We start from the raw sequence: 24188 nt of genomic DNA, 5'->3' as shown, positions 1-24188 counted from the left end.
CGTTTTCACTTAGCCCACTAGGTCACAAACCTCGCGCCGCGATTAAATTGCCACTAGTTTGAACAAATTTTAATCCTGAAAGGTAAACAGACCCTTATTGGGAAGTTTTGCGCCATAGCTAAAAACGTGACATTTATAATGAACGGCGCTAATCATCAAACCGCGGGGTTTTCTACCTATCCATTTTTTATATTTGGCAACGGCTGGGAAAAATCGGCCCCGCAGGCTGGCGAGTTACCCTTTAAAGGCAATACGGTTATCGGTCACGATGTATGGATTGGTTATGACGCAACCATAATGCCAGGGGTTAATATTGGCAGTGGCTCTATCATTGCAAGTAAATCGGTGGTTACCTGCGATGTCCCCCCTTATAGCGTGGTAGGTGGTAATCCGGCAAAAGTAATTAAGCCTAGGTTTGATAGCAACACAATAAGTACGTTATTAGATATAGCTTGGTGGGATTGGAGCAATGAAAAAATCACTGCTCATCTAGATGCCATTACTCAATGTAATTTAAGCGCTTTAATAAAGCTTAAATAACCCATAAGTAACACTTACCTACCACTCAAACATGTACGCCATTTTACTAATGGTTTTTAAAGGCACGTTATGCGTGTTGCGCTTAGCGTATAAATGCTGCATAGACTTGTCTTTTACTTCACCAACAATAACTTCTTTAACTTGATAACCAAGTGCATGTGCTGCTTGAGAGTACGCAATAAACTCCCATTTTTTTATATTGGTGTTATCAACAATTACAAGCGGAATATTTTGCGCTAAAGCATTTATAAAGCGCGCTAAATTTAAATTATGATATTGCGGTAGTTTAAATTTATCAAAGTGATACTCGCCCTGTTCATTGACAAAGTAGTCATCGGTTGAACAAATTAAATACTGGCTTGTATCTACTCCACCAAGCTCATCGGCTAGGGTTTGTGCATAGTAAGACTTACCACTTCCTGGTAGCCCTCTTAAAATAAAAACTTGTTTCATAGCATCCATTTCTGGGTAATGGTAAATATTAAATAGTTAAAATTATGATGTGCTGATTTACCGGCTTAATTGTTACTTATTATTTCATCATTGTAAGCCATTAGAATAACGCTGAAGCAGTTAGCGCGCCCACTAGCTTACAAATTTTGCTCGGTGATTAAATAGCCTCAAGGTTGGCTAATTTCAATCCGTAGAGTCAACACGCAGTAATAATGCCACAAAATCACTAAATTTCAGAGCACCAAATAACAATAGTGGTAATTTAAAGCAAAAAACGCTTTAAAAGTAACCCACTTGCATAAAAACTTTTAAAGAGTTGCTCACAATAGTTTTTTTATTTTATTTAACTAGGTAAGATACACGGTTCAAGTTCAACGCACTAAATTTAACCGCTGCGTTGAGTAGTTAATATTATACAGTTAGGCAACTTATATCATTGGAGTGAAGATGAGCCATTTAGCGATTTCAGAGCTATTAAAAGGCAATGTTGCGGTAGACAGCCAAGTAACAGTAAAAGGCTGGATCCGTACACGCCGCGATTCAAAAGCAGGAATATCATTTTTAGCCGTTCATGACGGTTCGTGTTTTGATCCTATTCAAGCGGTAGTTCCTAATTCACTAAATAATTATGATGAAGTTACTAGCTTAACAGCCGGTTGTTCTGTGTCGGTTACTGGTGTGTTAGTGCAATCTGCAGGTAAAGGTCAGTCATTTGAAATTCAAGCTAATTCTGTCACAGTTTTAGGTTGGGTAGAAAACCCAGATTCATACCCTATGGCCGCTAAGCGCCACAGCATTGAGTATTTACGTGAGCACGCTCACCTTCGCCCACGTACAAACATGATAGGTGCAGTAACACGTGTGCGTAACTGTTTAGCACAAGCTATTCACCGTTTTTACCACGAGCAAGGCTTTTACTGGATCAGCACCCCAATCATCACAGCCAGTGACTGTGAAGGCGCAGGTGAAATGTTCCGCGTATCAACACTTGATATGCAAAACTTGCCACGCACTGATAAAGGCGACGTTGATTACAGCGAAGACTTTTTTGGTAAAGAAGCCTTTTTAACGGTATCTGGCCAGTTAAATGGTGAAACATACGCATCGGCTATGTCAAAAATTTACACCTTTGGCCCAACATTCCGTGCAGAAAACTCAAACACGTCTCGTCACTTGGCTGAGTTTTGGATGGTTGAACCTGAAGTAGCATTTGCTGATTTAGAAGATATTGCAAAACTTGCTGAAAACATGCTTAAGTACGTATTTAAAGCAGTACTTGAAGAGCGCCGTGACGACATGGAATTTTTTGCACAACGTATCGAAAAAACAGCGATTAGCCGTTTAGAAGAGTTTGTAGAAAAAGACTTCGCCCAAGTTGATTACACTGACGCCGTAGAAATACTTAAATCATGTGGTAAAAAGTTTGAGTACGCCGTTGAATGGGGTGTAGATTTACAATCTGAGCACGAGCGCTACTTAGCTGAAGAGCACTTTAGAGCACCGGTTGTTATTAAAAACTACCCGCGCGATATTAAAGCGTTTTACATGCGCCAAAACGAAGACGGTAAAACCGTTGCCGCTATGGACGTTGTAGCACCAGGCATTGGTGAAATTATTGGTGGTTCACAACGTGAAGAGCGCCTTGATGTGCTTGATGCGCGTTTAGATGAAATGGGCTTAAACAAAGAAGATTACAGCTGGTACCGCGATTTACGTAAATACGGTAGCGTGCCACACTCTGGCTTTGGTTTAGGTTTTGAACGCCTAGTTGCTTATGTTACAGGTATGGGCAACGTACGTGATGTGATTGCCTTCCCTCGTACTAAAGGCAGCGCAACCTACTAATCAAATTAATTGATTTTAAAAGCCAGCTTTTTTGCTGGCTTTTTAATGCCTGTTGTTTTTTAATTATGGCTTTGTAAAATACTGTTTATAAATTAGAGATTTATAAATTTTGAACTATAGTTTTATAACGTATTCGTTATTTGGCTAATAGCATGATAAAAAACCTTATTTTAGCAGCCACCGTTCTGCTTTCATCCTCTAACATTGCAACATCAGTTTCTGATATTGCCCCCGATCACAAGCCTTTACTTATTGGCGGCTCTTCTTCGGTCTCGCACCTATTGCATTTATTAAAGCCCAACTATGAAGAGCAAACTAATACAGCCATGCAAGTCCGCTCTATGGGCAGTACTAAAGGCATTAAAGCCATAGCACAAAACATTATTGATATTGGTACAGCATCACGCTATTTAACCAATGCAGAGCAAGAGCAATACCCTCATGTACGTCAAATTGTTATTGCGCAAGATGCGCTGGTATTTTTTACTAATAAAAAAAATAACATTGATTCGCTAAGCGTAGAGCAACTCAGCGACATTTATTCGGGCAAATATAAAACGTGGCAAGAAATTAACCCAGATTATAAACCAGAGACACAAAGAGATAATAAAATTCTTCTGTTTAGTAAGGCCTATAACCATGGCACATTTGATATTTTATTAGAGTTTTTAAACCTATCTTTTATGCGGGTTCCAAATGGTAATACAATTAAACTAAAGCAGGCTGGTAACCGAGGGTTATTTCCTAAAATGGAAGTGCAAATGTATGACGAATTTAACCAAGCCCTTGGCATAGTACAACGCATGCCCAATGCCATTGCTTTTGACTCTTACGGTGCAGTCTCGCAGCTGCAGGGCTCTAAAAAAATAAATAAAATAAATTTACTCGGTATCAATGGCGTTAACGTTTCAGATGAAACTATTAAAAATGGTGAATATACGTTTGTTCGCCCACTAATTTTATTGGTAAATAGCCAATCGAGCCGCTCTGTAGAACAAATAGAGGTGTTGCTCAATTTATTAAAAGATAAGCGTGTTTTAGATACTTTGTCAGCGCATCATTATTCTTTGGTTGAGGCTGAATAAAAAAAGCCGCAGGAACCTAAGTTCACCGCGGCTTTACAACCAGAATATGTTTATAGCGCGTTTTCAAGCTGCGGTAATACCTCAAATAAATCAGCAACCAGCCCGTAATCTGCCACCTGAAATATAGGTGCGTCTGGGTCTTTATTAATCGCTACAATAACTTTTGAGTCTTTCATACCTGCTAAATGTTGAATAGCACCGCTTATGCCCACGGCAATATACAGATTAGGCGCTACGATTTTACCTGTTTGCCCTACTTGCATATCGTTAGGTACAAAGCCTGCATCAACGGCAGCACGAGACGCACCAATTGCAGCGCCTAACTTGTCAGCAATACCGTTTAATAAGGCAAAGTTTTCACCATTTTGCATGCCACGACCACCTGATATAACTACCTCTGCTGCAGTTAGCTCAGGACGCTCTGACTCGGTTTGTTCGATACTTACAAAGTCACTTAATTGAGTATCATTTAGCGTATCTAATGCATTTATGCTGGCAGGTGATTGTTGGTTTTGTAAGTCAAAACTACTCGCTCGTACGGTGATCACTTTTTTACTATCAAGCGATTTAACCGTGGCAATTGCATTACCGGCGTAAATGGGCCGTTTAAATGTATCGCTATCTATTACTTCTATTATTTCTGACACTTGCGCTACATCTAAAAGCGCTGCAACGCGAGGCATAAAGTTTTTACCTGTGGTGGTTGCACTGGAAACAATATGCGTATAATTATCGGCAATAGCTAAAACAAGCTCGGCCATATTTTCAGCTAACTGATGCTGATAAAGTGCATTATCGGCAGTGAGTACAGTTGTTACACCTTCAATACCGGCAACCTGTTCGCTCATTGCACCTATATTTAAGCCCGCAATAAGTACATCTATATCAAAGCCTAATTTACTTGCCGCATTGATTGTTTTTGAGGTTTCTGGTTTTAGTGCACCGTTATCGTGCTCTGCAATTACAAGTGTTTTCATTTAAATCACCTTTGCCTCTGTTTTAAGTTTCTCTACCAGCTGGGCTACATCTTCAACAATAATACCGCCACTGCGCTTAGCCGGCTCTTCTACTTTCATTAGCTGTACGCGGGGTGTTAAATCTACACCTAACGAATCTGCTGCTATAACATCGAGTGGTTTACGCTTTGCTTTCATTATATTTGGCAGCGATGCATAGCGAGGCTCGTTTAAGCGTAAATCGGTAGTTACAATAGCGGGCAGTTGAAGTGCAACAGTTTGTAAGCCACCATCTACCTCACGAGTTACATTCACTGTGTTACCGTTTATATCCACCTTAGAGGCAAACGTACCTTGGCCGCGCTTAGTTAAAGCCGCAAGCATTTGGCCTGTTTGGTTGTTGTCTGAGTCAATTGATTGCTTGCCTAAAATAACTAGTTCTGGGGCTTCTTGCTCAACTAATTTTGCTAATAATTTAGCAATGTGCAGCGATTCTAGTTTTTCATCGGTTTCGATGTGAATGGCTTTATCTGCACCTAATGCAAGAGCGGTGCGTAGCTGCTCTTGGGCTGCTTTTGCACCAATTGTTACCGCTATAACCTCTGTTGCTGTGCCCGCTTCTTTTAATCGAATGGCCTCTTCTATCGCAATTTCACAAAATGGGTTCATTGCCATTTTTACATTTGCTAAGTCAACGTCGCTGTTATCAGCCTTTACGCGTGCTTTAACGTTGTAATCGATCACTCTTTTTATTGGAACGAGAACTTTCATAGGAACTCCATCTATATTTAAACCTACAAGCTAACGTGTACGTCAACCTATTTATTTTATGAATTCAGACTACTTCCTGTTGACGTAAACGTCAACCTAAAATAACCTTAAAGTATTCACAGCCTGTAACATTTAATGTGCAAGTATTAAAAAGGCTGCATTGCTTATCTAATTTAGCTAAGCCCGTCATTGATTAAGAGGTTATTATGGTCGAACGTGAAACCATGGAATTTGATGTAGTTATTGTAGGTGCCGGCCCAGCGGGCCTTGCCAGTGCAATTAAACTCGCACAGCTAGCGCAAGAAAAACAACAAGAACAAACTATCTGTGTGGTAGAAAAAGGCTCCGAGGTAGGCGCGCATATTCTTTCAGGTGCTGTATTTGAAACCAAAGCCTTAGATGAGCTTTTGCCTAACTGGCAAGAGCTTGGCGCTCCCGTCACTACACAAGTGACACAGGATGAAATTTATTGGTTTAATAACAGCGAAAAAGCCACTACTCTCCCTCGCTTTGCGACCCCTAAAACATTTCATAATGAAGGTAATTACATTGTTTCTATGGGCAATGTGTGCCGATGGCTTGCCGAGCAAGCTGAAAATTTAGGCGTTGAAATATTCCCAGGCTTTAGCGCTCACTCTTTAATTATTGAGCAAGACACCGTTAAAGGCATTATTACGGGCGATATGGGCGTTGATAAAGACGGCAATGAAAAAGATGGTTATATGCCAGGTATGGAACTTCGCGCTAAATACACTGTATTTGCTGAGGGGTGTCGCGGCCATTTAGGTAAGCAGCTTATCAACGAGTTTGCGCTTGATAAAGATGTGTCACCACAGCACTATGGCTTAGGCTTTAAAGAGATTTGGCAAATAGATGCCAGTAAGCACCAGCAAGGTAAAGTAGTGCATGGTACGGGCTGGCCGCTAAGTGGCGATACCAATGGCGGCTCTTTTATGTATCACTGCGATAACAATCAAGTGGTTGTAGGGTTAATTATTGATTTAAATTATTCTAACCCGCATTTAAGCCCGTTTGATGAGTTTCAACGAATGAAACACCACCCTGTTTTTAAGCAAACCCTTGAAGGGGGTGAACGCATTGCCTATGGCGCCCGTGCAATTTCAAAAGGCGGCCTTCACTCACTGCCTAAAATGCATTTTGCTGGTGGCTTATTAATAGGTTGCGATGCCGGTACGCTCAATTTTGCCAAAATTAAAGGTAACCATACCGCAATGAAATCGGGCATGGTGGCGGCAGAAGTTATTTTTAAAGCGCTCCAAAGTGGCCAAGCTAATACTGATTTAGCTGATTATAAAAACGCGTTTGAAAATTCTTGGGCTTATAAAGAGCTTTACCAATCGCGTAATTTTGGCCCCGCGATGCATACATTAGGTAAGTTTGCTGGGGGTGCGTATAATACCCTTGATCAAAACATCTTCAACGGTGCACTGCCCTTTACCTTTAAAGACAACACGCCCGATTACGATACGCTAAAAGATGCAGCTAACAGCCCTCACATTGACTACCCTAAGCCTGATGGCCTACTTAGCTTTGATAAGCTCTCTAGCGTGTTTTTATCTAATACTAATCATGAAGAGTCGCAGCCTTGCCATTTAAAGCTTAAAGATCCCGCCATTCCTATTGCGGTTAATTTAGTAAAGTTTGACGAACCCGCACAGCGCTATTGCCCTGCAGGGGTATACGAAGTGCAACAAATTGAAGGTGAAGATCAGTTTGTGATTAATGCTCAAAACTGTGTGCATTGTAAAACTTGCGACATAAAAGACCCAAGCCAAAACATTACCTGGGTAACACCCGAAGGTGCTGGCGGGCCAAACTACCCTAATATGTAACTATTTTATGCACAAAGGTGCATTAAAAACCTATCTTTTACATATAAATTATAAACCTATCCTAAATTGCAGGGGCTTCGGCCCCTTTTTTGCGGTATGCTCATAGGTAAGTTTCATAAAGTGAGTATTTAATATGCCGTCGTCAAATGTTGTATTTCGTTTTTTAGCAGAGCCTACCGATGTAAATTTTGGTGGGAAGGTTCATGGTGGTGTGGTCATGAAATGGATTGACCAAGCGGGTTATGCCTGCGCTGCAGGTTGGAGCGGCCATTATTGTGTTACTGTTTCTGTTGCTGGGGTTAAATTTAGACGCCCTATTTTGGTTGGCCAAATTGTCGAAGTTGAAGCAAAAATTGCGCATACAGGCTCAACAAGTATGCAAATATTTATTCAAGTACGGTGTGGCGATCCTAAAACTCAAAACATGGTAGAAACAAACCACTGTGTTATTAGCTTTGTAGCAATGGACGAAACAGGTTACCCGGTAGAGGTTCCTGCTTTTAAAGCACAAACAGAAGAAGATATTAAATTGGAAAACTACGCTATTAAAATGAAACAAATTGCAATTGAGACAGAAAATTTGCTTCATAAAGTATAAAAGTACAATGTAAAATTCACATAGACCGTGTAAAAGGTACAACCTTTACTTAGAAAACAAAAAACTAAAAAAGTTCACCCTGCCTATAAAAAATACAAAATAGCCGTAAAAATGCCGTATAAGTCGTTTTTACGGCTATTTTGTAACCACAGCCTATTGTTGGCATGCTCACTGCAAATAACTAATTGTCGTTTGATAAGTTAAATCAAACATTTATTATTTTTTTAAAGGAGCTATACAATGATTAAAACACTTTCTCTTTCTGCAATTGCTTTAGCAACACTGGGTTTTAACTCTGCAGCACACGCTGACATTACGGATTTTGATTCTCCTCGCATTTATACAGGTGTTGGTTATGGCCAATACTCATTTGAATTTGAAGACAGCGAAAACGACACTGAATTTGATGACGATGCACAAATGCTAAAAGGTTACATTGGTACACAATTTAACGAACACTTTAGTGTTGAGTTAGCTTATCAAAACTTTGATGAAGTGAGCGACATCGACAGCAAAGCAGAAGTTGATGGTGTGTCATTAGCAGCTATTTTAGCGGCTCCGCTTTCTGAAAGCTTTTCAGTATATGCTAAAGGTGGTTGGTTTGAATGGGATGCAGATGTAGAGCAAGAGCTTCCTGTTGGTAGCATTTCAGCATCACAAGACGGCGGCGACGTGTTTTACGGCGCAGGTATTCAATACGCATTTTCTAGCAATGTTCAAATGCGCTTAGAGTACGAACGCTACGAACTAGATGATGAAATTGACCCAGAAATGGATGTTGCATCTGTATCAATTCAATACATGTTTTAATTAGCATTTAAAACACTTAAAGGTGAGCCATGTGCTCACCTTTTTGTTGCTTATAAATAATACCCATCCGTAATAATAGCTAATCATTTTGCGGGGCTAAACGTGTCGCTCCAGCCTCAAAATAACTCAACTTAATTAAGCAGATTGGTATAAACACTAATTACTACATTTTAAACCGCTTAGTCTAATACTCGATTAAACCAGTCAGTCTAAAATATAACGCATTAACTGTACTGCTATAAATACTAAATAGAGGTAGAATAGCACCCTATTTTTTTGTTAACTGAGCATTATGAGCGATTATAGCATTTCGGCTGTTGGCCACATTCAATCCCCTTATAAACAAAAGTTTGCAATACCTAGGCAGCCACGTTTAGTGCCTCAAGCTAAAGCCAAACTTATTTTTACTGCTGAGTTTAATCGTGAAGAATTTGTGCGAGGCATTGAAGAATTTAGCCATATTTGGCTATTGTTTAGGTTTCATGAAACCGCCGATAAAGGCTATTCAGCTATGGTGCGCCCCCCACGTTTAGGCGGCAATGAGCGCAAAGGCGTTTTTGCAACGCGTGCCACATTTAGACCCAACGCCATTGGGATGAGCGCTGTAAAACTTGAAGGCGTTGAGTATAAAAACGGCCAACTTAGTTTACTGCTTGCTGGTATAGATTTACTCGATGGCACGCCTATTGTGGATATAAAGCCTTACTTACCGTATTCAGATGCAATGCACGACGCCAGTGCCGGTTTTGCCGATACCCGACCAGAAACACAAATGAGCGTCGCGTTTTCACCCGAGGCAATTGATTTTATTGCCAAGCAAACACACTACCCTGAGCTTGAAGATTTTATTGCTAATGTACTAAAACAAGACCCACGCCCTGCCTATAAAAAACAAAAACAAGGCGAGCAAAGTTATGGTATGACACTGTATAATTATAATATACGCTGGCAGGTTAACGGCGAGCATAACTTAGTAACAAGTATAGAAAATAACTAAAAAGTGCAGTTAGCGCTTTAGTGTAAAAGCAAGCGCTGGTAAACTTAGCGCCCTATTAAAAAGAACATATTACTTAATTTCGGAAAAATCATGCGTACCAGTCAATATATACTCGCAACACTTAAAGAAACGCCATCAGATGCTGAAATTGTTTCGCATCAATTAATGCTTAGAGCAGGTATGATCCGTCGCGTCGCTTCGGGTTTATATACATGGTTACCCTCTGGTTTACGCGTGCTTCGTAAAGTAGAAAATATTGTTCGTGAAGAAATGGATAAAGCAGGCGCAATAGAAATGTTGATGCCGGTTATTCAACCTGCTGATTTATGGCAAGAGTCTGGCCGTTGGGAGCAATTTGGTCCTGAACTTGTTCGCTTTAACGACCGCCATAACCGTGAGTTTGCGCTAGGTCCTACGCATGAAGAAGTAATTACAGATTTTGTTCGTAAAGAGATTAGCAGCTATAAACAACTGCCTGTTACTTTGTACCAAGTACAAACTAAAGTGCGCGATGAAAGACGCCCACGCTTTGGTGTAATGCGTGCACGTGAATTTACGATGAAAGACGCGTATTCATTTCATTTAAGTGAAGCGTGTTTAGATGCCACATATAAAGTAATGCACAAAGCGTACTGTAATATTTTTGAACGCTTAAACTTAGAATACCGCCCTGTGCTTGCTGATACAGGCTCTATTGGTGGTAGCTTATCGCATGAGTTTCATGTACTTGCTGAATCAGGTGAAGACGCAATTGCCTTTAGTGATGCAAGCGATTATGCAGCTAACATCGAAAAAGCAGAAGCGTTAGCTCCAACTCAAAGTCGTCCTGAGCCATCTAAAGAGCTTAAAGCGTTTCCTACACCGGATGCTAAAACAATTAGCGAGCTTAAAAAGCACTACGGCGTTAAACCACACCGCGGCGTTAAAACCTTAATTGTGTACGGTACCCCAGATGAAAACGAACAACGTGGTTTAGTTGCACTTGTACTACGTGGCGATCACGAGTTAAACGAATTAAAGGCTGAAAAGCACCCACTTGTAGACTCTCCACTTGAAATGGCCACTGAGGCTGACATTGTTGCGGCTATTGGTGCAAAGCCTGGTTCACTTGGCCCGGTGGGTTTATCAATGCCAATTATTGTAGACAGAACCGCTAATGTAATGGCAGATTTTGTTGCCGGTGCTAATAAAGATAACGAGCACTTTAGCGGAATTAACTGGGATCGCGATGTTAAAGAATATCAAGTTGCTGATATTCGTAACATTGTTGAAGGCGATCCGAGCCCGTGTGGACAAGGCACTTTACAAATTAAACGCGGTATTGAAGTTGGTCATATTTTCCAACTTGGTACTAAGTACTCAGAAGCCATGAAAGCAGGCGTACTGAGCGAGTCGGGTAAAAACCAAGTAATGACTATGGGTTGTTACGGTATTGGTGTTTCGCGCATTGTGGCAGCGGCTATTGAGCAAAATAATGATGATTACGGTATTATTTGGCCACAATCTATTGCCCCATTTGATTTAGCTATTGTGCCAATGAACATGCATAAGTCGCATCGTATTCCTGATATTGCTAATAATCTATACCAAGGTTTAAAAGATGCAGGCCTAGATGTTTTATTTGATGACCGTAAAGAGCGCCCTGGCGTTATGTTTAACGACATGGAATTAATGGGTGTACCTTATACTTTAGTGATTGGTGAGCGTAACCTTGATGAAAATAAGGTTGAGCTTAAAAATCGCCGTACCGGTGAAAAGTTAATGGTTGATTTAGACACCGCAATAGAGACTATTAAAGCGGCTGTTAAAGGTTAATAACACCTACGCTTAAAACAAACTATAAGGCCGCATTTAAACATGCGGCCTTTTTTATGCGCATTTAATGGTAATATATATAAAAGCTAGTCACCTAATCTTCTTTCCATAACAATAAACTTTAATTAGCTGGTTTGATATAAATTGTCATGGAGGCTTCGCTAAAGTGTCTCATAAGTGTCATTAGATTTATCTACAGTGTTTAATTATTACACTATGGATGACGGGCATGACAAACAATCAACAGCGTAAAAAACAACATTATCCAGCCGTTTGGATATCGGATGTACATTTAGGGTATAAAGACTGTAGAGCCGACTATTTATTAGATTTTTTAAATTCAATTGAATGCGATACGCTTTATTTAGTGGGTGATATTGTTGATCTGTGGTCGATGAAGCGCAGTTTTTATTGGCACCCATCTCATTACCAAGTGCTTAGTTGTATACAACAAAAAGCCCTTGATGGCACCCGTGTAATATACATACCTGGTAACCACGACGAGACCTTTCGCCACTACATAAATCAAACTTTATTTGGTGTAGAAGTCCACCAGCAGTTTATTCATACCACAAAAGCCAATAAACGCTTTTTACTGCTTCACGGTGATGACTTTGACTCGGCAACCCGCTACAACAAGCTCATTAGCATTGCAGGCGATGCAGGATATGACTTACTGCTGTTTTTAAATCGTTGGACTAACCGAGTTCGTAAAGTGTTTGGCGGTAACTACTATTCGCTTGCTGCATGGATAAAAGCACGCGTTCATAAAGCCCGGGAAGCCATTGCGGCTTTTGAAGATGCCGCTATTCATGAGGCAAAAAAACAAAAGGTCGATGGCATCATTTGCGGACACATCCATCACCCTAAAATTAAAGTAGTAGATGGCATAGTGTATTGTAATGATGGTGATTGGATTGAAAGCTGTACTGCATTAGTTGAGCAACCAAATGGTAAAATAGAGCTTTTGCATTGGTCTGATACGCAAAAAGTACTTGATACAGCCGATGTAACCAGCTTAGTTAAACCTATTCAAACTGATACCAAACCAAGTAAGTCAGCAGCGTAACTGCTGACTTAGCCCATTTAGTTTAACCAGGTTAGTAGCCTATTTTTAAGTGTTTTAGGCTTTATTGGCTTGGTAATATAATCATTCATGCCGGCGGTAATGCAACGCTCTCTATCGCCTTCCATTGCACTTGCGGTCATGGCAATAATTGGAATGCTAATATACTCAACCCCAGCTTTAGCATTTCTTATTTCGCTGGTGGTATCGTAGCCATCTAGGTTAGGCATTTGGCAATCCATTAAAATTAAGTCAAACGGTTGCTCTTGATTAAATTTAAGGGCAGAGAGTGCTTCTATACCATCACTTGCACAGGTAATTTTTATCCCTGTGCGTTTTAAAATAGCCTTCGCTACCTCAATGTTAATCATGTTGTCGTCAACCAATAATACATGATACTTAGACAACTCAGGCTCTGGCTCTATGTCGTTTGCTTGTTTAGGCGCGGTTAAAACAAACTCATTATTAGCGCCAAAAATACTGCCTAGCTTATAGGTAAATTGATCTTGCGTAAGTGGTTTGTGCAAAATGTGGCTATGCTCAGGAAACACCTTTTTAGATTGCTTATTCACCACCATGTCTCGCAATATAAGCACGTATTTTTTATCTGCCTTTTCGCAGTAGCTTATTAGCGCATTAACTTGCGGGTGTTCGTCATCAATAATCAGTAAATCGGCATCAAATTCACTGTGTTCACTAAAGTAGTCGAGCCTTGTAATATGGCTTGGCTGAATTTTACAGGTTTGAGTTAATAATCCGCATACATTTTTAAATACGTTATCGCGCGCAATAAGCGCCGCTACACTGACCTCTTTAGAAAGCTCAATGCCGGTATTAAGTTTTTGCTGTTGCGCCACATGTAACTCTACCGTGGCAATAAAGGTGCTGCCAACGCCCTTTTCACTGCTAACGGTGATATTACCGCCCATTAATTGCGCCAATTTTTTACATATAGACAACCCTAAACCGGTGCCACCAAAATGGCGCGTAGTGCTTGAATCTTCTTGGGTAAACACATCGAACAGTTTATCGATGTTTTCAGGGGCAATACCAATACCGGTGTCTTTAATTATAAAGCTCATTAAAATTTTACTGTCGGTAATGTATTTAGAGTTTAAGGTTAAACTTACTTCGCCTTTATGCGTAAACTTAAACGCATTATTTATTAAATTAATTAAAATTTGCTTAAGGCGATGGCTATCACCAATAACCATTCTATCAACCACGTTTTGGGTATTTAAAAAGACCTCTAACCCTTTACGTTGGCCCTGCAGCGCAATTGAATTGATCATATCGCTACAGACAGAGATAACATCAAACGAGTGATTATCAATATCTAGTTTACCCGCTTCAATTTTAGAAAAATCTAAAATATCGTTAATTAAACTCATTAACGAATGTGCACTGCTATTGGCTAATTTTAAATAGTGTTGCTGTTGCTCATTGAGGCTGTCTTCTTTTAGCATTTCAAGCATGCCTAAAACACCGTTCATGGGTGTGCGTATTTCGTGGGAAATATTGGCTACAAAGTCACTTTTTGCTTGGCTTGCGGCAAGGGCTTGGTCAATCGCTCGCTCAAGTTCAACAGTACGCTGAGATACCTTTAACTCTAACGTGCTATTTAAACCCTGTAACTGTGATTGAGTTTGCTTTAACGAGCTGATATTACGCAAAATAGCAGCAACCTGATAACGATTGCTAAATACATCAAATACGCTGGTCAGCGTGATTGAATAATATTCTTTATTGCCATCATCACCAGTATAAACCGCTTCAAATGGCATTTTAGAGCCATGCTCTATGGTTTCACTAATGCAGTTTTTATCTTCATCTGCAAGGGTAAATAAGTTACTAAAGCGGGTGTTGTCATTACCTAGCCTACTTGCAAAAACTTTTTTAGCCGTTTGATTACAGTGAATAATGGTTTCATCACTGTCTATGGTAAAAATGGCGTCGAGTGAATTTTCAATCACTTTATTATTTTGCTCTGTTAAAGAGTGTATAAGCAGCTTGCGATTAATATAACGCTGATATAACAGCGTAATAATTATAAATATGGTAAAAAATGTGGCGGTGATGGCAATAAAACTTTCGCGCCTTTTTGCTACGCGTTCCAACAAGGTTTCAGAATCAACAGAAACGGCCATCTCTAACGGCAGCATGGCAATATCGCCTTCAAAACTTACCCGTTTATTTAAAAAGTACTGTTTTGGCGCATCACCTATTAACAAGGTTTCGTGAGAGTTCATGTTTTGTGTGGGGCTAAATTCATCGATCCAAGTTTTGGCTTGGTTAAATTCAAAGCCAAACCGTAAATCTGGGTTTGGGTGGTATAAAAATTCGCTTTCATTATTAAGCAAATAAATATTAATCCCAGGTGGAAGTTCAAACGTTAAACTTTCAAATAACTTATCTGCTGAGTAGTTTGTCACTAAAATTGCAAACACTTGCTTTAAATGATCGAAAACAGGCTTAGCTACGCGGTATGTACTCACAAAGGGTTTTTGTATTTCGCCGTTTTCGCGGTTGTAGTTAATAGGCGATATATACACGCTTTTTTCATCAAGCATGCTGGCTTTAAGTACGTAGTCTCGCCCGCCTTTTTTTTGCAGTTGTGCGCCCTCTAGCCTAATTATGTCACCTAAAAAGCGGTCTACACGTACTATCTCTTGGCCATTTTCAGCAAGCATAATGTAACGTGCTTGCAAAATAGAATCGTCGGTTTGCATAAACCCGCTAAAAATATCAGCAAGGCGGTCTTGCCATACAGCAATTGGGGTTTGTAATAGTGGGTCGATTAATTGGTTGTCGGTCGCTCTAGATATACCTTGAATAGGTGGAGTGGCGTTTAAAAAGCGAATAGCGGTAATACTGTCGTTTAAATGATTTTTTAAAGACGCGGCTTTTGTTTCAAGCTCACGATTGAGTTCATTACGTGCATCGTTATATATCTCTGCGCGTACTTTTTTTTCAAACACATATACCGAAGGCAATGCAATAACTAAAAAAACAATAATGGCAACCAGTAATAATTTATTACCTTTTGCTGCTGTTATAAATACATTCCTTTTTAGCATTGAACCCTCACTCCTCACTATTTTCTAGGTTAGATTATAGAGGATTATTTGATAAAAAATAGAAGTAAAAATAATTAGTTACTTAAAAAAGTGTAATTAAAGTTTGAACAAATACTCTAAACCAATCACTTAGTATTACTATTAAAAAGCAGTGTTAATTTAAGATGAATACCATTCTAAAAAACATACAAATTAATATAGACGGCAAATAAAAAAATTATAAGCGATAACAGTTAATGGGTAGTAAAAGTAAACAAGCAAGGCAATACCCTGCCCGTTTATAAAACCTTAAACTATCTAAATAATACGTCTTCGCGGTTAAACCACTTAACACAAAAGGCAAGTAACGCCCCAGCTATAATAGCTGTTGCTAAAAATATTAAGCCTACAAGGGTGTAATCTACCGTGCCTTTAACAATTTCTTTAATTGCGAGCGCAACATTAGTAACAGGAATAAAAGCAGTTTTAGCTGTTAGCTCTACATTAGGCATAATGGATACAATGATGGGAAAAAACACCCCCATACTCAATGGTGCCATGTAGTTTTGCGCTTCTTTAAATGTACGAGCATAAATAGATATTGCTAACGCCAATGCTGAGAATATCGCGGCAATAGGTAGTAACAATACAAAAATCATTAACAAATCGCTTACCGCTAATGAGCTAAATGCTGTTTTAATTACTTCTAGGTCTGCAAATGCAAGGGCTACGGCTATCCACCCGCCCATACTGAGTACAGTTATAGTTGTTGATGCAATTGAGGTTGTCAGTAAGGTTATAAATTTGCCTAGTACAAGCTCTGTACGCGTAATAGGTGTAAGCAATAAGGTTTCTAATGTACCGCGCTCTTTTTCACCTGCACCTAAGTCTATTGCTGGGTACGTAGCGCCCATAAGAACTATAGGAATCAGTAGGTAGGGCAAAAAGCCACCTAGTTTTTCACCTAAGTTTTCACGTTTATCGGCGGTATCAACCTTAACTACTTCAATAGGGGTTAAAAGTGCTAAATGAGCTTCTTTTTCAATACCAAAACTGATTAATTTTTCTGTTTGTAATGCATCGCTATATTCTTTGGCGAGCTCTTTTACACGCTGAAATAAAAAGTTGATAGATTTAGCATCATTAAATACCACTTCCCACTTACTTTGCTGGGCATCATTCAAAGCTTGTTTAGCGTTAGTGGGTAAATATATACCCATGTCTATATCACCTGCGATTACCCCTTCTTTTAGCTCTTCAATGCTATTAAAGGTTTTAGCACCTTTATAAAGTTCAAAGCTTTTATGATAAAACACTTTTTCGGTAAACTCTGGCGCGTAGTCGCCATTAATAATGGCGTAGGTATGTACCTTTTGTTCAGCATCGAGTGCCGCTTGAGAGCTAATAAACGCCATAACGGCAAATAATAAGGGAAACACCGCAACGGGTAGAGCGACTACAAACAACAAGGTTTTTTTATCGCGTAAGAGTTCTGTTAATTCCTTTTTAAAAACTTCAAACATCGTGTTTCTCCGTTAAAATATTCATAAACGCTTGGTTTAGCTCTTCACTATTACCTGCCTGTTTGAATTCAGCAAGTGTGCCATCAAAGCAGCTTACGCCTTCATTAATTACCGCAACACGGTCACATAAAAGGGCCACTTCATCTAAATGGTGCGTTGAAAAAATAACAGGCGTGCCTTGCGCCTTTAAGCCTTTTATAAAGTTGATCACTGTTTGTGTGGTCATGATATCAAGGCCTGTGGTTGGCTCATCGAGTACCACCACTTCTGGGTGATGTACCACAGCACGGGCAATATTGGCTTTTTGCTTCATGCCGGTAGATAGGTTTTCTGCACGTTTATCAATAAATTTATGCATGTCGAGCAAAGTAAAAAGTTCTTCACAACGAGCCGCTATTTGCTCTTTGTTCATTCCATGAAGCTTTGCAAAGTATTCAATATTTTCTTTTACGGTCAGGCGACCATACAAGCCTGTTGAACCGGATAAAAAACCAATAGACTTGCGCCCTACTAACGGCTTTTTAATTATGTCGTTGCCGGCAATAGTTATTGTGCCTTCATCGGGCTTAAGTGCAGTTGAGAGCATACGCAATGTAGTAGTTTTACCTGCGCCATTAGGGCCAAGTAACCCTAACACTTCGCCTTTTGCACATTGAAAGCTGACATCTCTTACTGAATGAAAAAAATCTTTATCTTCACGCGGGTCTATATCATCAACTTTATTTTTTTTATGATCCTTGGTTAACTTAAACTTTTTTTTAAGCCCTGCGACTTCTATCATTTTCGTATCCTTCGTTTAGCTCTAAAGTAGTCGGTATTATCATAGAACGATTCATTCACATTTGCGTCATGCCACCCTGGTACACCTAATAATGGCAATGGAGAAAGCTGTTTGTTATCGGCTAAGCAATGCTCTATTTTTATCTTCTCATAAAGTACTTGGTCTAGGTACTGATATTGAGTAACTAAATCTTTACAAAATATTTCATCCGGTACACTTACAAATAACGCTTTACCCGTTAAACCAATATAGGGTTTTGTAAGCATTTCATAATTAGCGTGGCCAAACATAAAAGGTTGTATTGTTTTGCCCCACTCTTCTCGGTGAGTTATAAATGCAGTTTTCCATTGATGGTCTGTTAAAAGCGTTTGCCACTTAGTATCACTAATGGCAAGCACCACGCCGCACTCGTCAAATAATGTGAGTGCATTACGATGTTTAGTACGTTGCTTTAAGCCATGTTGCGCTATTTCTTGCACGTGGCGCTGATTAATAAGCGCCTTAGTTTTTGGAAACAAACACCAAATAAAGCCACCAAATAAGTCGTGCCAATTTTTACTGCGTGTTGGCACTACGCCAGTTTCAAAAATGACTTGCTCATAATAGCGCTCACCAAAATCAACGCTTGAATCGTCTTCAAACGTTATGGGGAGGTTATTAGCATTAATGGCATTCAAATACACAGTGAACCAATCGGGGGTTGGCCAATCAGTTTGTTTATCAATATTAAACAGTGTTCGTAAGTGCTCAAACGCACCGCTTTTCAAACTACTAACTTGCCATTGCTCGGGCGGAGTAAAGCGCTTCATTTATACCTTTAACAATTTATGCTGTTAATTTGTGGGCAGTTTACCGCAAAAACTGGTTCTAATTAATAGAAGTTAATATACTAATCACATCTTAGAACAAGAATAGAGCTACTATGAAACGATATTTCTCTCTCACACTGATTGCTGGCGCTGTATTAGCTGGCTGTGCAACAACAAGTATTACACCTACCGATGTAACAAATGGTTACAACAGTATTAAAGCAGATGAACTTGCAGCGCACATTAAAGTGCTTGCCTCTGATGAATTTGGCGGTAGAGCGCCTTCATCTGAAGGTGAAAAGTTAACGCTTGATTACTTAACTACACAATTTAAAGCATTAGGGTTTGAACCTGGTAATGGTGATAGCTTTTTACAAGAAGTGCCGCTTGTTTCATTAGAAGCTGATTCAAATATGGTATTAAGTATTGGTGGTAAAGATTATCAATACAAAAAAGACATGGTTATGGGCAGTAGCCGCATTAGCGCACAAGAAGGGATTGAAAATTCAGAGCTTGTCTTCGTAGGTTACGGTGTAAATGCCCCTGAATATAACTGGAACGATTACGAAGGCCTAGACGTAAAAGGCAAAACTGTTGTAATGCTTGTTAACGATCCGGGTTTTGCTACAAAAGATCCTACGTTATTTACCGGCGATGCAATGACCTACTACGGCCGCTGGACTTATAAATATGAAGAAGCGAGTCGTCAAGGTGCAGCCGGTGCTATCATCATTCACGAAACCGCCCCTGCATCATACCCGTGGTCAGTGGTTGAAAACTCGTGGAGCGGTGAGCAGTTTGGTTTTCAAAAAGAGAACAACAATATGGACCGCGTTGCGGTTGAAGGCTGGGTAACCACTGATGTAGCTAAAGAGTTATTTGCTAAGGCGGGTCTTGATTTTGAGACTGCAAAAGCCAATGCAGCTAAAGGTGCGTATAACGTTGACATGGGCGATTTAACTGCATCGGTTAATGTTAAAAATACAATTAAAAAATCGGTGTCGTATAACTTTATTGCAACGTTGCCGGGTAGCGAAAAAGCGGATGAACATGTTATTTATTCAGCGCATTGGGATCACCTAGGTACAGATACAACCCGTAAGGGCGACCAAATTTATAATGGGGCACACGATAACGCCACAGGCACTGCGGGGCTAATTGAGGTTGCAGAGGCATTTACTAAGCTACCAAAGCACCCTACTCGCTCAATGACATTTTTAGCTGTTACGGCTGAAGAGCAAGGCTTACTTGGATCTAAATACTACGCTGCTAACCCAGTTATTGCTGCCGATAAAACAGTCGCCAATATAAACATGGATAGCCTAAACTTATTAGGTAAAGTAAAAGACATGAACGTAGTAGGTTTAGGTAAGTCGCAAATGGACGACCTACTAGCCAAAGCAGCAAAAGAGCAAGGTAGAACAATAGCGGGCGACCCTAAACCATCTTCAGGTGGTTATTACCGCTCTGATCACTTTGCATTTGCAAACATGGGTATTCCGGCTATGTATGCAGGCGGCGGTACTGTTGCCGCTGATGAGGATACAGCAAATTACCGTAAACGTATGAGCTTAGTGCTACGTGGTTGTTACCATCAACCCTGTGACAGATACCGCGATGAGTGGGATTTATCGGGTGCGGTGCAAGACCTACAATTATTTTATAAAGTAGGCTTTGATATTTCTGAGCAAGCACAATGGCCAGCATGGTACGAAAACTCAGAGTTTCAACGCAAATAATGTATTTAGCCTGAGCGTAGGTTATTTACCATCGAAAAACTCAAACTGAGCTATCGATTTAAACAGATGCAAATGATATTGATTATCATTTGCAAAATGTATACAGTGTGTCTTAGTTAAAATAAAACTGGGGCACACTTATGATTTTACTCTCTCAAATAGGATTTATTACGCCAGCTTCCAAACGGTTTGTTAGCCAAAATAAACGCTTACTCCTACCACTTTTTTTATTGGTATGTTTAGCTGTTCCTAGTCTTCGCGAAATAACCATTACTGCTCTCAGTGATGCGTTTTTTCAGGTTAGTGTATTTGTAGCGGCTACGTTACTTATTTACTACTACGCAATAGAACATATCCCTCAATTAGAAATGAGCTACTTAAGCGCTAAATCTAAGTCGCTTGAAGTGCTGTTTGCATCCGTTCTTGGCGCTTTACCCGGCTGTGGTGGTGCAATTATTGTGGTTACTCAATACACTAAAGGCCAAGCAAGCTTTGGGGCTATTGTTGCTGTACTTACCGCCACAATGGGCGATGCTGCTTTTTTACTGCTTGCTACGCGCCCTACTGAAGGCTTAACAATAATGGCTATAGGTTTAGTGGTAGGCACGCTGTGTGGATTAATAGTTAATGCAATTCACAAACCTGACTTTTTACGTCCCAGCGCACAAGAGCAAAAACACCAAGTAAAAGTTTTGCCCACTAAAATAATAAAAATTAGCAAACCTGTGTGGATGTTTGCCATTATTCCAAGTTTAATCATTGCGTTTTTAATTGCATTTAATGTGGACTTTAACCAATTTGGTCAATATACCAGCACCGGTATTAGCTTATTTGGTGCAGCAATGGCACTGTTTACGGTTGTTATATGGGCCTACTCTTCTAAAGGTGAAACCTATAAAGAAGTAACCTCTGAAGAGGATGAATGTAATCCGCCTTCTAAGCTTATAAAAGTATTACAAGATACCCATTTTGTAACTGCATGGGTGGTGGCTTCGTTCATGTTGTTTGAAATATTAGTCAGTGTGGTAGGGCTTGATTTAAAAACCTGGTTTATGCACTACGCCTATTTAGCACCGTTAATTGCAGTCGTCATTGGTTTTTTACCTGGCTGTGGGCCACAAATAATTGTAACCACGCTTTATATACAGGGCATTATTCCTTTTAGTGGATTAGCTGCTAATGCGATTTCAAATGATGGCGATGCGTTGTTTCCTGCCATTGCAATGGCGCCAAAAGCGGCTGTAATTGCTACCTTGTATACCTCTATACCTGCTTTAGTTGTTGGTTACGGGCTTTATTTTTTAAGTTAACAGTTTAAAAAATCATAAGTACAAAAAAGCTCAGCAATTGCTGAGCTTTTTTAATGTTAGCGTATTATTTATACAGAAACAGGTTCAACCGCTAACTCTTTTGGATTTGGGCCATAATCGTTCTCACCTTCATGTGAGTCTTGCGCAAGGAATACAATTATAACAATCCAGCCAATGATTGGCACTAACCAAAGTAGCTGCCACCAGCCAGAACGGCCAGTATCGTGTAAACGGCGTGCACCTGCGCTTAATTGAGGAATTAACAGTGCCAAGCTATAGATAGTACCAATTACAGCTACGCCCATTAGCTCATCAACAACACCTAGTACTATGCTGATTAATAAATTTATTAAGTAAAACATCCAAAATGCTTTACGGCGATTACGTCCTGAAAAATCTGCGTAGCTACGCAGCGCGTTCATATAATGTTCCATTACAATTCCTTAGTGTTAGTTTTTATATTCCCTAGCGGGTTTGTTTTATTACCTTTTAGTAACATTTGTATCTTAATTAAAAACACCGCGCTTTAAAACAAAAAACCAGCAAATTGCTGGTTTTTTTATAAGTTTAATTATTAACTCATAGCCATCATCATTGCCGATGGACTTTCTAGGTACGATTTCCACAAGTTATTAAAGCGCGCAATTGTACCGCCATCAATAACGCGGTGATCGCCTGACCAACTCACTTGCATAATAGCTTTACTCACAACTTGCCCGCTTTCATCAAAGCGCGGTAAGTGTTGTAACTTCCCTAATGCTACAATTGCAACTTCTGGCTTATTAATAATCGGGGTCGCAATAGTGCCGCCAATTGCCCCAATATTTGAAATGCTAATGGTGCCCCCTTTTAAGTCATCTGGTGCTACGCGTCCCTCGCGTGCTGCATCAGTTAAGCGTGTTAAACTGTTTGCAACTTCAACAATACTCTTAGATTGGCACGATTTAATATTAGGCACTAGCAAACCCACTTTTGAATCCACTGCTACCCCAATATTATGATCGTCAAAGTAGGTAAGCTCAGTGCAATCATCATTTACTTTAGAATTAAGCACTGGGTACTCTTTCATCGCAAGCGATAACGCTTTGATAAAAAATGGCATCATAGTGAGCTTTACACCTTGCGCTTTATATTGCTCTTTTAAACTCGCTCGCAGGGCAATTAATTGCGTTAAGTCTATCTCGTCACTAAAGGTAAAGTGAGGGATTGTAGAGACCGAGGCCATCATTTGCTTCGCCATAGCCGCTTTAATGCCTTTAATTGGCTCTGCACGCATACCACCGCTTTGTGTTTGTGGCGATTGTGGCTCTTTACTTTGAGTAACGCTGCTTTTAGTAGTAGCACTACTAAGTGGTGATGTATCTATTGTGTTAGGTACCTCACCTTTAATAAATTCTTCTATGTCTTGTTTATAAATGCGGCCATTTTTACCGCTGCCCGGTACGCACGTTAAATCAACATCAAGCTCTCGCGCTTTGCGCCTTACAGCCGGTGAGGCAACCGCTTTTTTATTAACAACTTTATTTGCTGTTGTTTGCTGCGTTGCTATAGATTTATCTGCCGCTTTACTTTGTGCTTTTACAACGGCGTCGTTTACATCTACATTGGGTTTTGCTGTACTGCCGGCTATGCTCATTTGAAATAACGGGCTATGTACCTGAGCAATTTCACCTTTTTGATAGTAAAGCTTTTGCACTGTCCCTGTGTATTTAGCCGGAATTTGTACCAGCGCTTTGTCGGTCATTACATCACACACAGCCTGATCTTCTTGTATTTCATCGCCTTCGGCCACTAGCCAATCAACAATTTCACACTCAACAATCCCCTCGCCAATATCTGGAAGAATAAAATCTTCTAAATGCTCTGACGATGCGTTGTCGCTTTGTGTATTTTGCACTTGCTCTGTGTGTGTTTCATCGCTTTGGCTTTGCTCATCGGCTACATTCATAGCAAACAAGGGTGCATGAACCTGCGCTATCTCCCCTTTTTGATAATACAATTTAGTGATTACGCCATCGTGCACAGCCGGTATTTGCACTAGGGCTTTATCGGTCATCACGTCACAAATGGGTTGATCTTCTTTTACTGTGTCACCCTCTTGTATTAGCCATTCAACCACTTCGCACTCAACAATGCCTTCACCAATATCGGGTAATATAAAATCTTTAGCCATGGTATCCC

General features: G+C 40.0%; 19 protein-coding genes and 1 pseudogene. 11 read left to right on the top strand and 9 right to left on the bottom strand.

Annotation, left to right across the window (positions count from 1 at the left end; genetic code table 11):
* Nucleotides 1–81: 81 nt before the first annotated feature.
* Nucleotides 82–540, top strand: a pseudogene (locus B2R65_RS11645) (CatB-related O-acetyltransferase); the annotation flags it as partial.
* 18 nt (nucleotides 541–558) lie between these two features.
* Here B2R65_RS11645 and B2R65_RS11640 read toward each other — a convergent pair.
* Entirely contained in the window at nucleotides 559–993 is a 435-nt protein-coding gene (locus tag B2R65_RS11640; RefSeq protein WP_004586647.1) for an ATP-binding protein, read from the bottom strand.
* A gap of 447 nt (nucleotides 994–1440) precedes the next feature.
* On the opposite strand from B2R65_RS11640, the gene asnS reads away from it, so the two are divergent.
* Both asnS and B2R65_RS11630 read left to right on the top strand, forming a co-directional pair.
* Complete coding sequence (asnS, locus tag B2R65_RS11635) at nucleotides 1441–2838, top strand: asparagine--tRNA ligase (RefSeq protein ID WP_286742825.1); 1398 nt, start codon at nucleotides 1441–1443, stop codon at nucleotides 2836–2838.
* 152 nt (nucleotides 2839–2990) lie between these two features.
* Nucleotides 2991–3923 carry a PstS family phosphate ABC transporter substrate-binding protein gene (locus B2R65_RS11630; protein ID WP_286742823.1) on the top strand — a complete coding sequence of 311 codons (933 nt, stop codon included), beginning with the start codon at nucleotides 2991–2993 and terminating at the stop codon, nucleotides 3921–3923.
* A gap of 50 nt (nucleotides 3924–3973) precedes the next feature.
* Here the strand turns inward: B2R65_RS11630 and B2R65_RS11625 are convergent, their stop codons facing one another.
* Both B2R65_RS11625 and B2R65_RS11620 read right to left on the bottom strand, forming a co-directional pair.
* A complete protein-coding gene (locus B2R65_RS11625) occupies nucleotides 3974–4900 on the bottom strand; it encodes an electron transfer flavoprotein subunit alpha/FixB family protein (RefSeq protein ID WP_286742820.1) in 927 nt (308 codons plus the stop codon).
* On the bottom strand, nucleotides 4901–5650 hold the full coding sequence (locus B2R65_RS11620) for an electron transfer flavoprotein subunit beta/FixA family protein (protein ID WP_286742817.1): 750 nt from the start codon (nucleotides 5648–5650) through the stop codon (nucleotides 4901–4903).
* Between the two features lie 206 nt (nucleotides 5651–5856).
* Between B2R65_RS11620 and B2R65_RS11615 the strand changes: the two genes are divergently transcribed.
* From B2R65_RS11615 to B2R65_RS11590, 6 genes are all read left to right on the top strand, one after another.
* On the top strand, nucleotides 5857–7503 hold the full coding sequence (locus tag B2R65_RS11615; protein WP_286742814.1) for an electron transfer flavoprotein-ubiquinone oxidoreductase: 1647 nt from the start codon (nucleotides 5857–5859) through the stop codon (nucleotides 7501–7503).
* A 133-nt stretch (nucleotides 7504–7636) separates the two neighbouring features.
* The gene (locus B2R65_RS11610) at nucleotides 7637–8101 is read left to right on the top strand and encodes an acyl-CoA thioesterase (protein WP_004586653.1); all 465 of its coding nucleotides are present in this window, start codon (nucleotides 7637–7639) and stop codon (nucleotides 8099–8101) included.
* Between the two features lie 240 nt (nucleotides 8102–8341).
* Entirely contained in the window at nucleotides 8342–8911 is a 570-nt protein-coding gene (locus B2R65_RS11605; protein ID WP_024033565.1) for an outer membrane beta-barrel protein, read from the top strand.
* A 292-nt stretch (nucleotides 8912–9203) separates the two neighbouring features.
* Complete coding sequence (tsaA, locus tag B2R65_RS11600; RefSeq protein ID WP_029773613.1) at nucleotides 9204–9908, top strand: tRNA (N6-threonylcarbamoyladenosine(37)-N6)-methyltransferase TrmO; 705 nt, start codon at nucleotides 9204–9206, stop codon at nucleotides 9906–9908.
* A gap of 90 nt (nucleotides 9909–9998) precedes the next feature.
* On the top strand, nucleotides 9999–11723 hold the full coding sequence (locus B2R65_RS11595; RefSeq protein ID WP_286742807.1) for a proline--tRNA ligase: 1725 nt from the start codon (nucleotides 9999–10001) through the stop codon (nucleotides 11721–11723).
* 229 nt (nucleotides 11724–11952) lie between these two features.
* Nucleotides 11953–12792: a UDP-2,3-diacylglucosamine diphosphatase gene (locus B2R65_RS11590; RefSeq protein WP_024033562.1), complete on the top strand. Its 840-nt coding sequence runs from the start codon at nucleotides 11953–11955 to the stop codon at nucleotides 12790–12792.
* Nucleotides 12793–12809: 17 nt separating this feature from the next.
* Here B2R65_RS11590 and B2R65_RS11585 read toward each other — a convergent pair whose 3' ends face one another.
* The 4 genes from B2R65_RS11585 to B2R65_RS11570 form a co-directional block, all read right to left on the bottom strand.
* A complete protein-coding gene (locus B2R65_RS11585) occupies nucleotides 12810–15866 on the bottom strand; it encodes an ATP-binding protein (RefSeq protein WP_286742802.1) in 3057 nt (1018 codons plus the stop codon).
* Between the two features lie 293 nt (nucleotides 15867–16159).
* Nucleotides 16160–17368 (bottom strand): ABC transporter permease, encoded by a 1209-nt coding sequence (locus tag B2R65_RS11580; RefSeq protein ID WP_024033560.1) that lies wholly within the window; start codon nucleotides 17366–17368, stop codon nucleotides 16160–16162.
* Nucleotides 17361–18149, bottom strand: a complete 789-nt coding sequence (locus B2R65_RS11575; protein ID WP_024033559.1) for an ABC transporter ATP-binding protein — start codon at nucleotides 18147–18149, stop codon at nucleotides 17361–17363. Before B2R65_RS11575 ends, B2R65_RS11580 begins: the two co-directional genes overlap by 8 nt.
* Entirely contained in the window at nucleotides 18146–18958 is an 813-nt protein-coding gene (locus B2R65_RS11570) for a DUF3025 domain-containing protein (protein WP_286742797.1), read from the bottom strand. Before B2R65_RS11570 ends, B2R65_RS11575 begins: the two co-directional genes overlap by 4 nt.
* Before the next feature lie 113 nt (nucleotides 18959–19071).
* Here B2R65_RS11570 and B2R65_RS11565 point away from each other — a divergent pair, with 113 nt between their 5' ends.
* Both B2R65_RS11565 and B2R65_RS11560 read left to right on the top strand, forming a co-directional pair.
* Nucleotides 19072–20697 (top strand): M28 family metallopeptidase, encoded by a 1626-nt coding sequence (locus B2R65_RS11565; protein WP_273602614.1) that lies wholly within the window; start codon nucleotides 19072–19074, stop codon nucleotides 20695–20697.
* Nucleotides 20698–20837: 140 nt separating this feature from the next.
* Nucleotides 20838–22007 carry a putative manganese transporter gene (locus B2R65_RS11560; protein ID WP_286742794.1) on the top strand — a complete coding sequence of 390 codons (1170 nt, stop codon included), beginning with the start codon at nucleotides 20838–20840 and terminating at the stop codon, nucleotides 22005–22007.
* Between the two features lie 68 nt (nucleotides 22008–22075).
* Here B2R65_RS11560 and B2R65_RS11555 read toward each other — a convergent pair whose 3' ends face one another.
* Both B2R65_RS11555 and B2R65_RS11550 read right to left on the bottom strand, forming a co-directional pair.
* A complete protein-coding gene (locus B2R65_RS11555) occupies nucleotides 22076–22441 on the bottom strand; it encodes a DUF805 domain-containing protein (RefSeq protein ID WP_286742792.1) in 366 nt (121 codons plus the stop codon).
* Between the two features lie 140 nt (nucleotides 22442–22581).
* A complete protein-coding gene (locus B2R65_RS11550) occupies nucleotides 22582–24180 on the bottom strand; it encodes a dihydrolipoyllysine-residue acetyltransferase (RefSeq protein ID WP_286742789.1) in 1599 nt (532 codons plus the stop codon).
* Nucleotides 24181–24188 lie beyond the last annotated feature (8 nt).

Source organism: Pseudoalteromonas sp. UBA2102 (assembly GCF_002331165.1).
Classification (GTDB): domain Bacteria; phylum Pseudomonadota; class Gammaproteobacteria; order Enterobacterales; family Alteromonadaceae; genus Pseudoalteromonas; species Pseudoalteromonas atlantica.
Note: the sequence above shows the minus strand (reverse complement) of the source record. Positions and strands in the feature narration are given on the sequence as shown.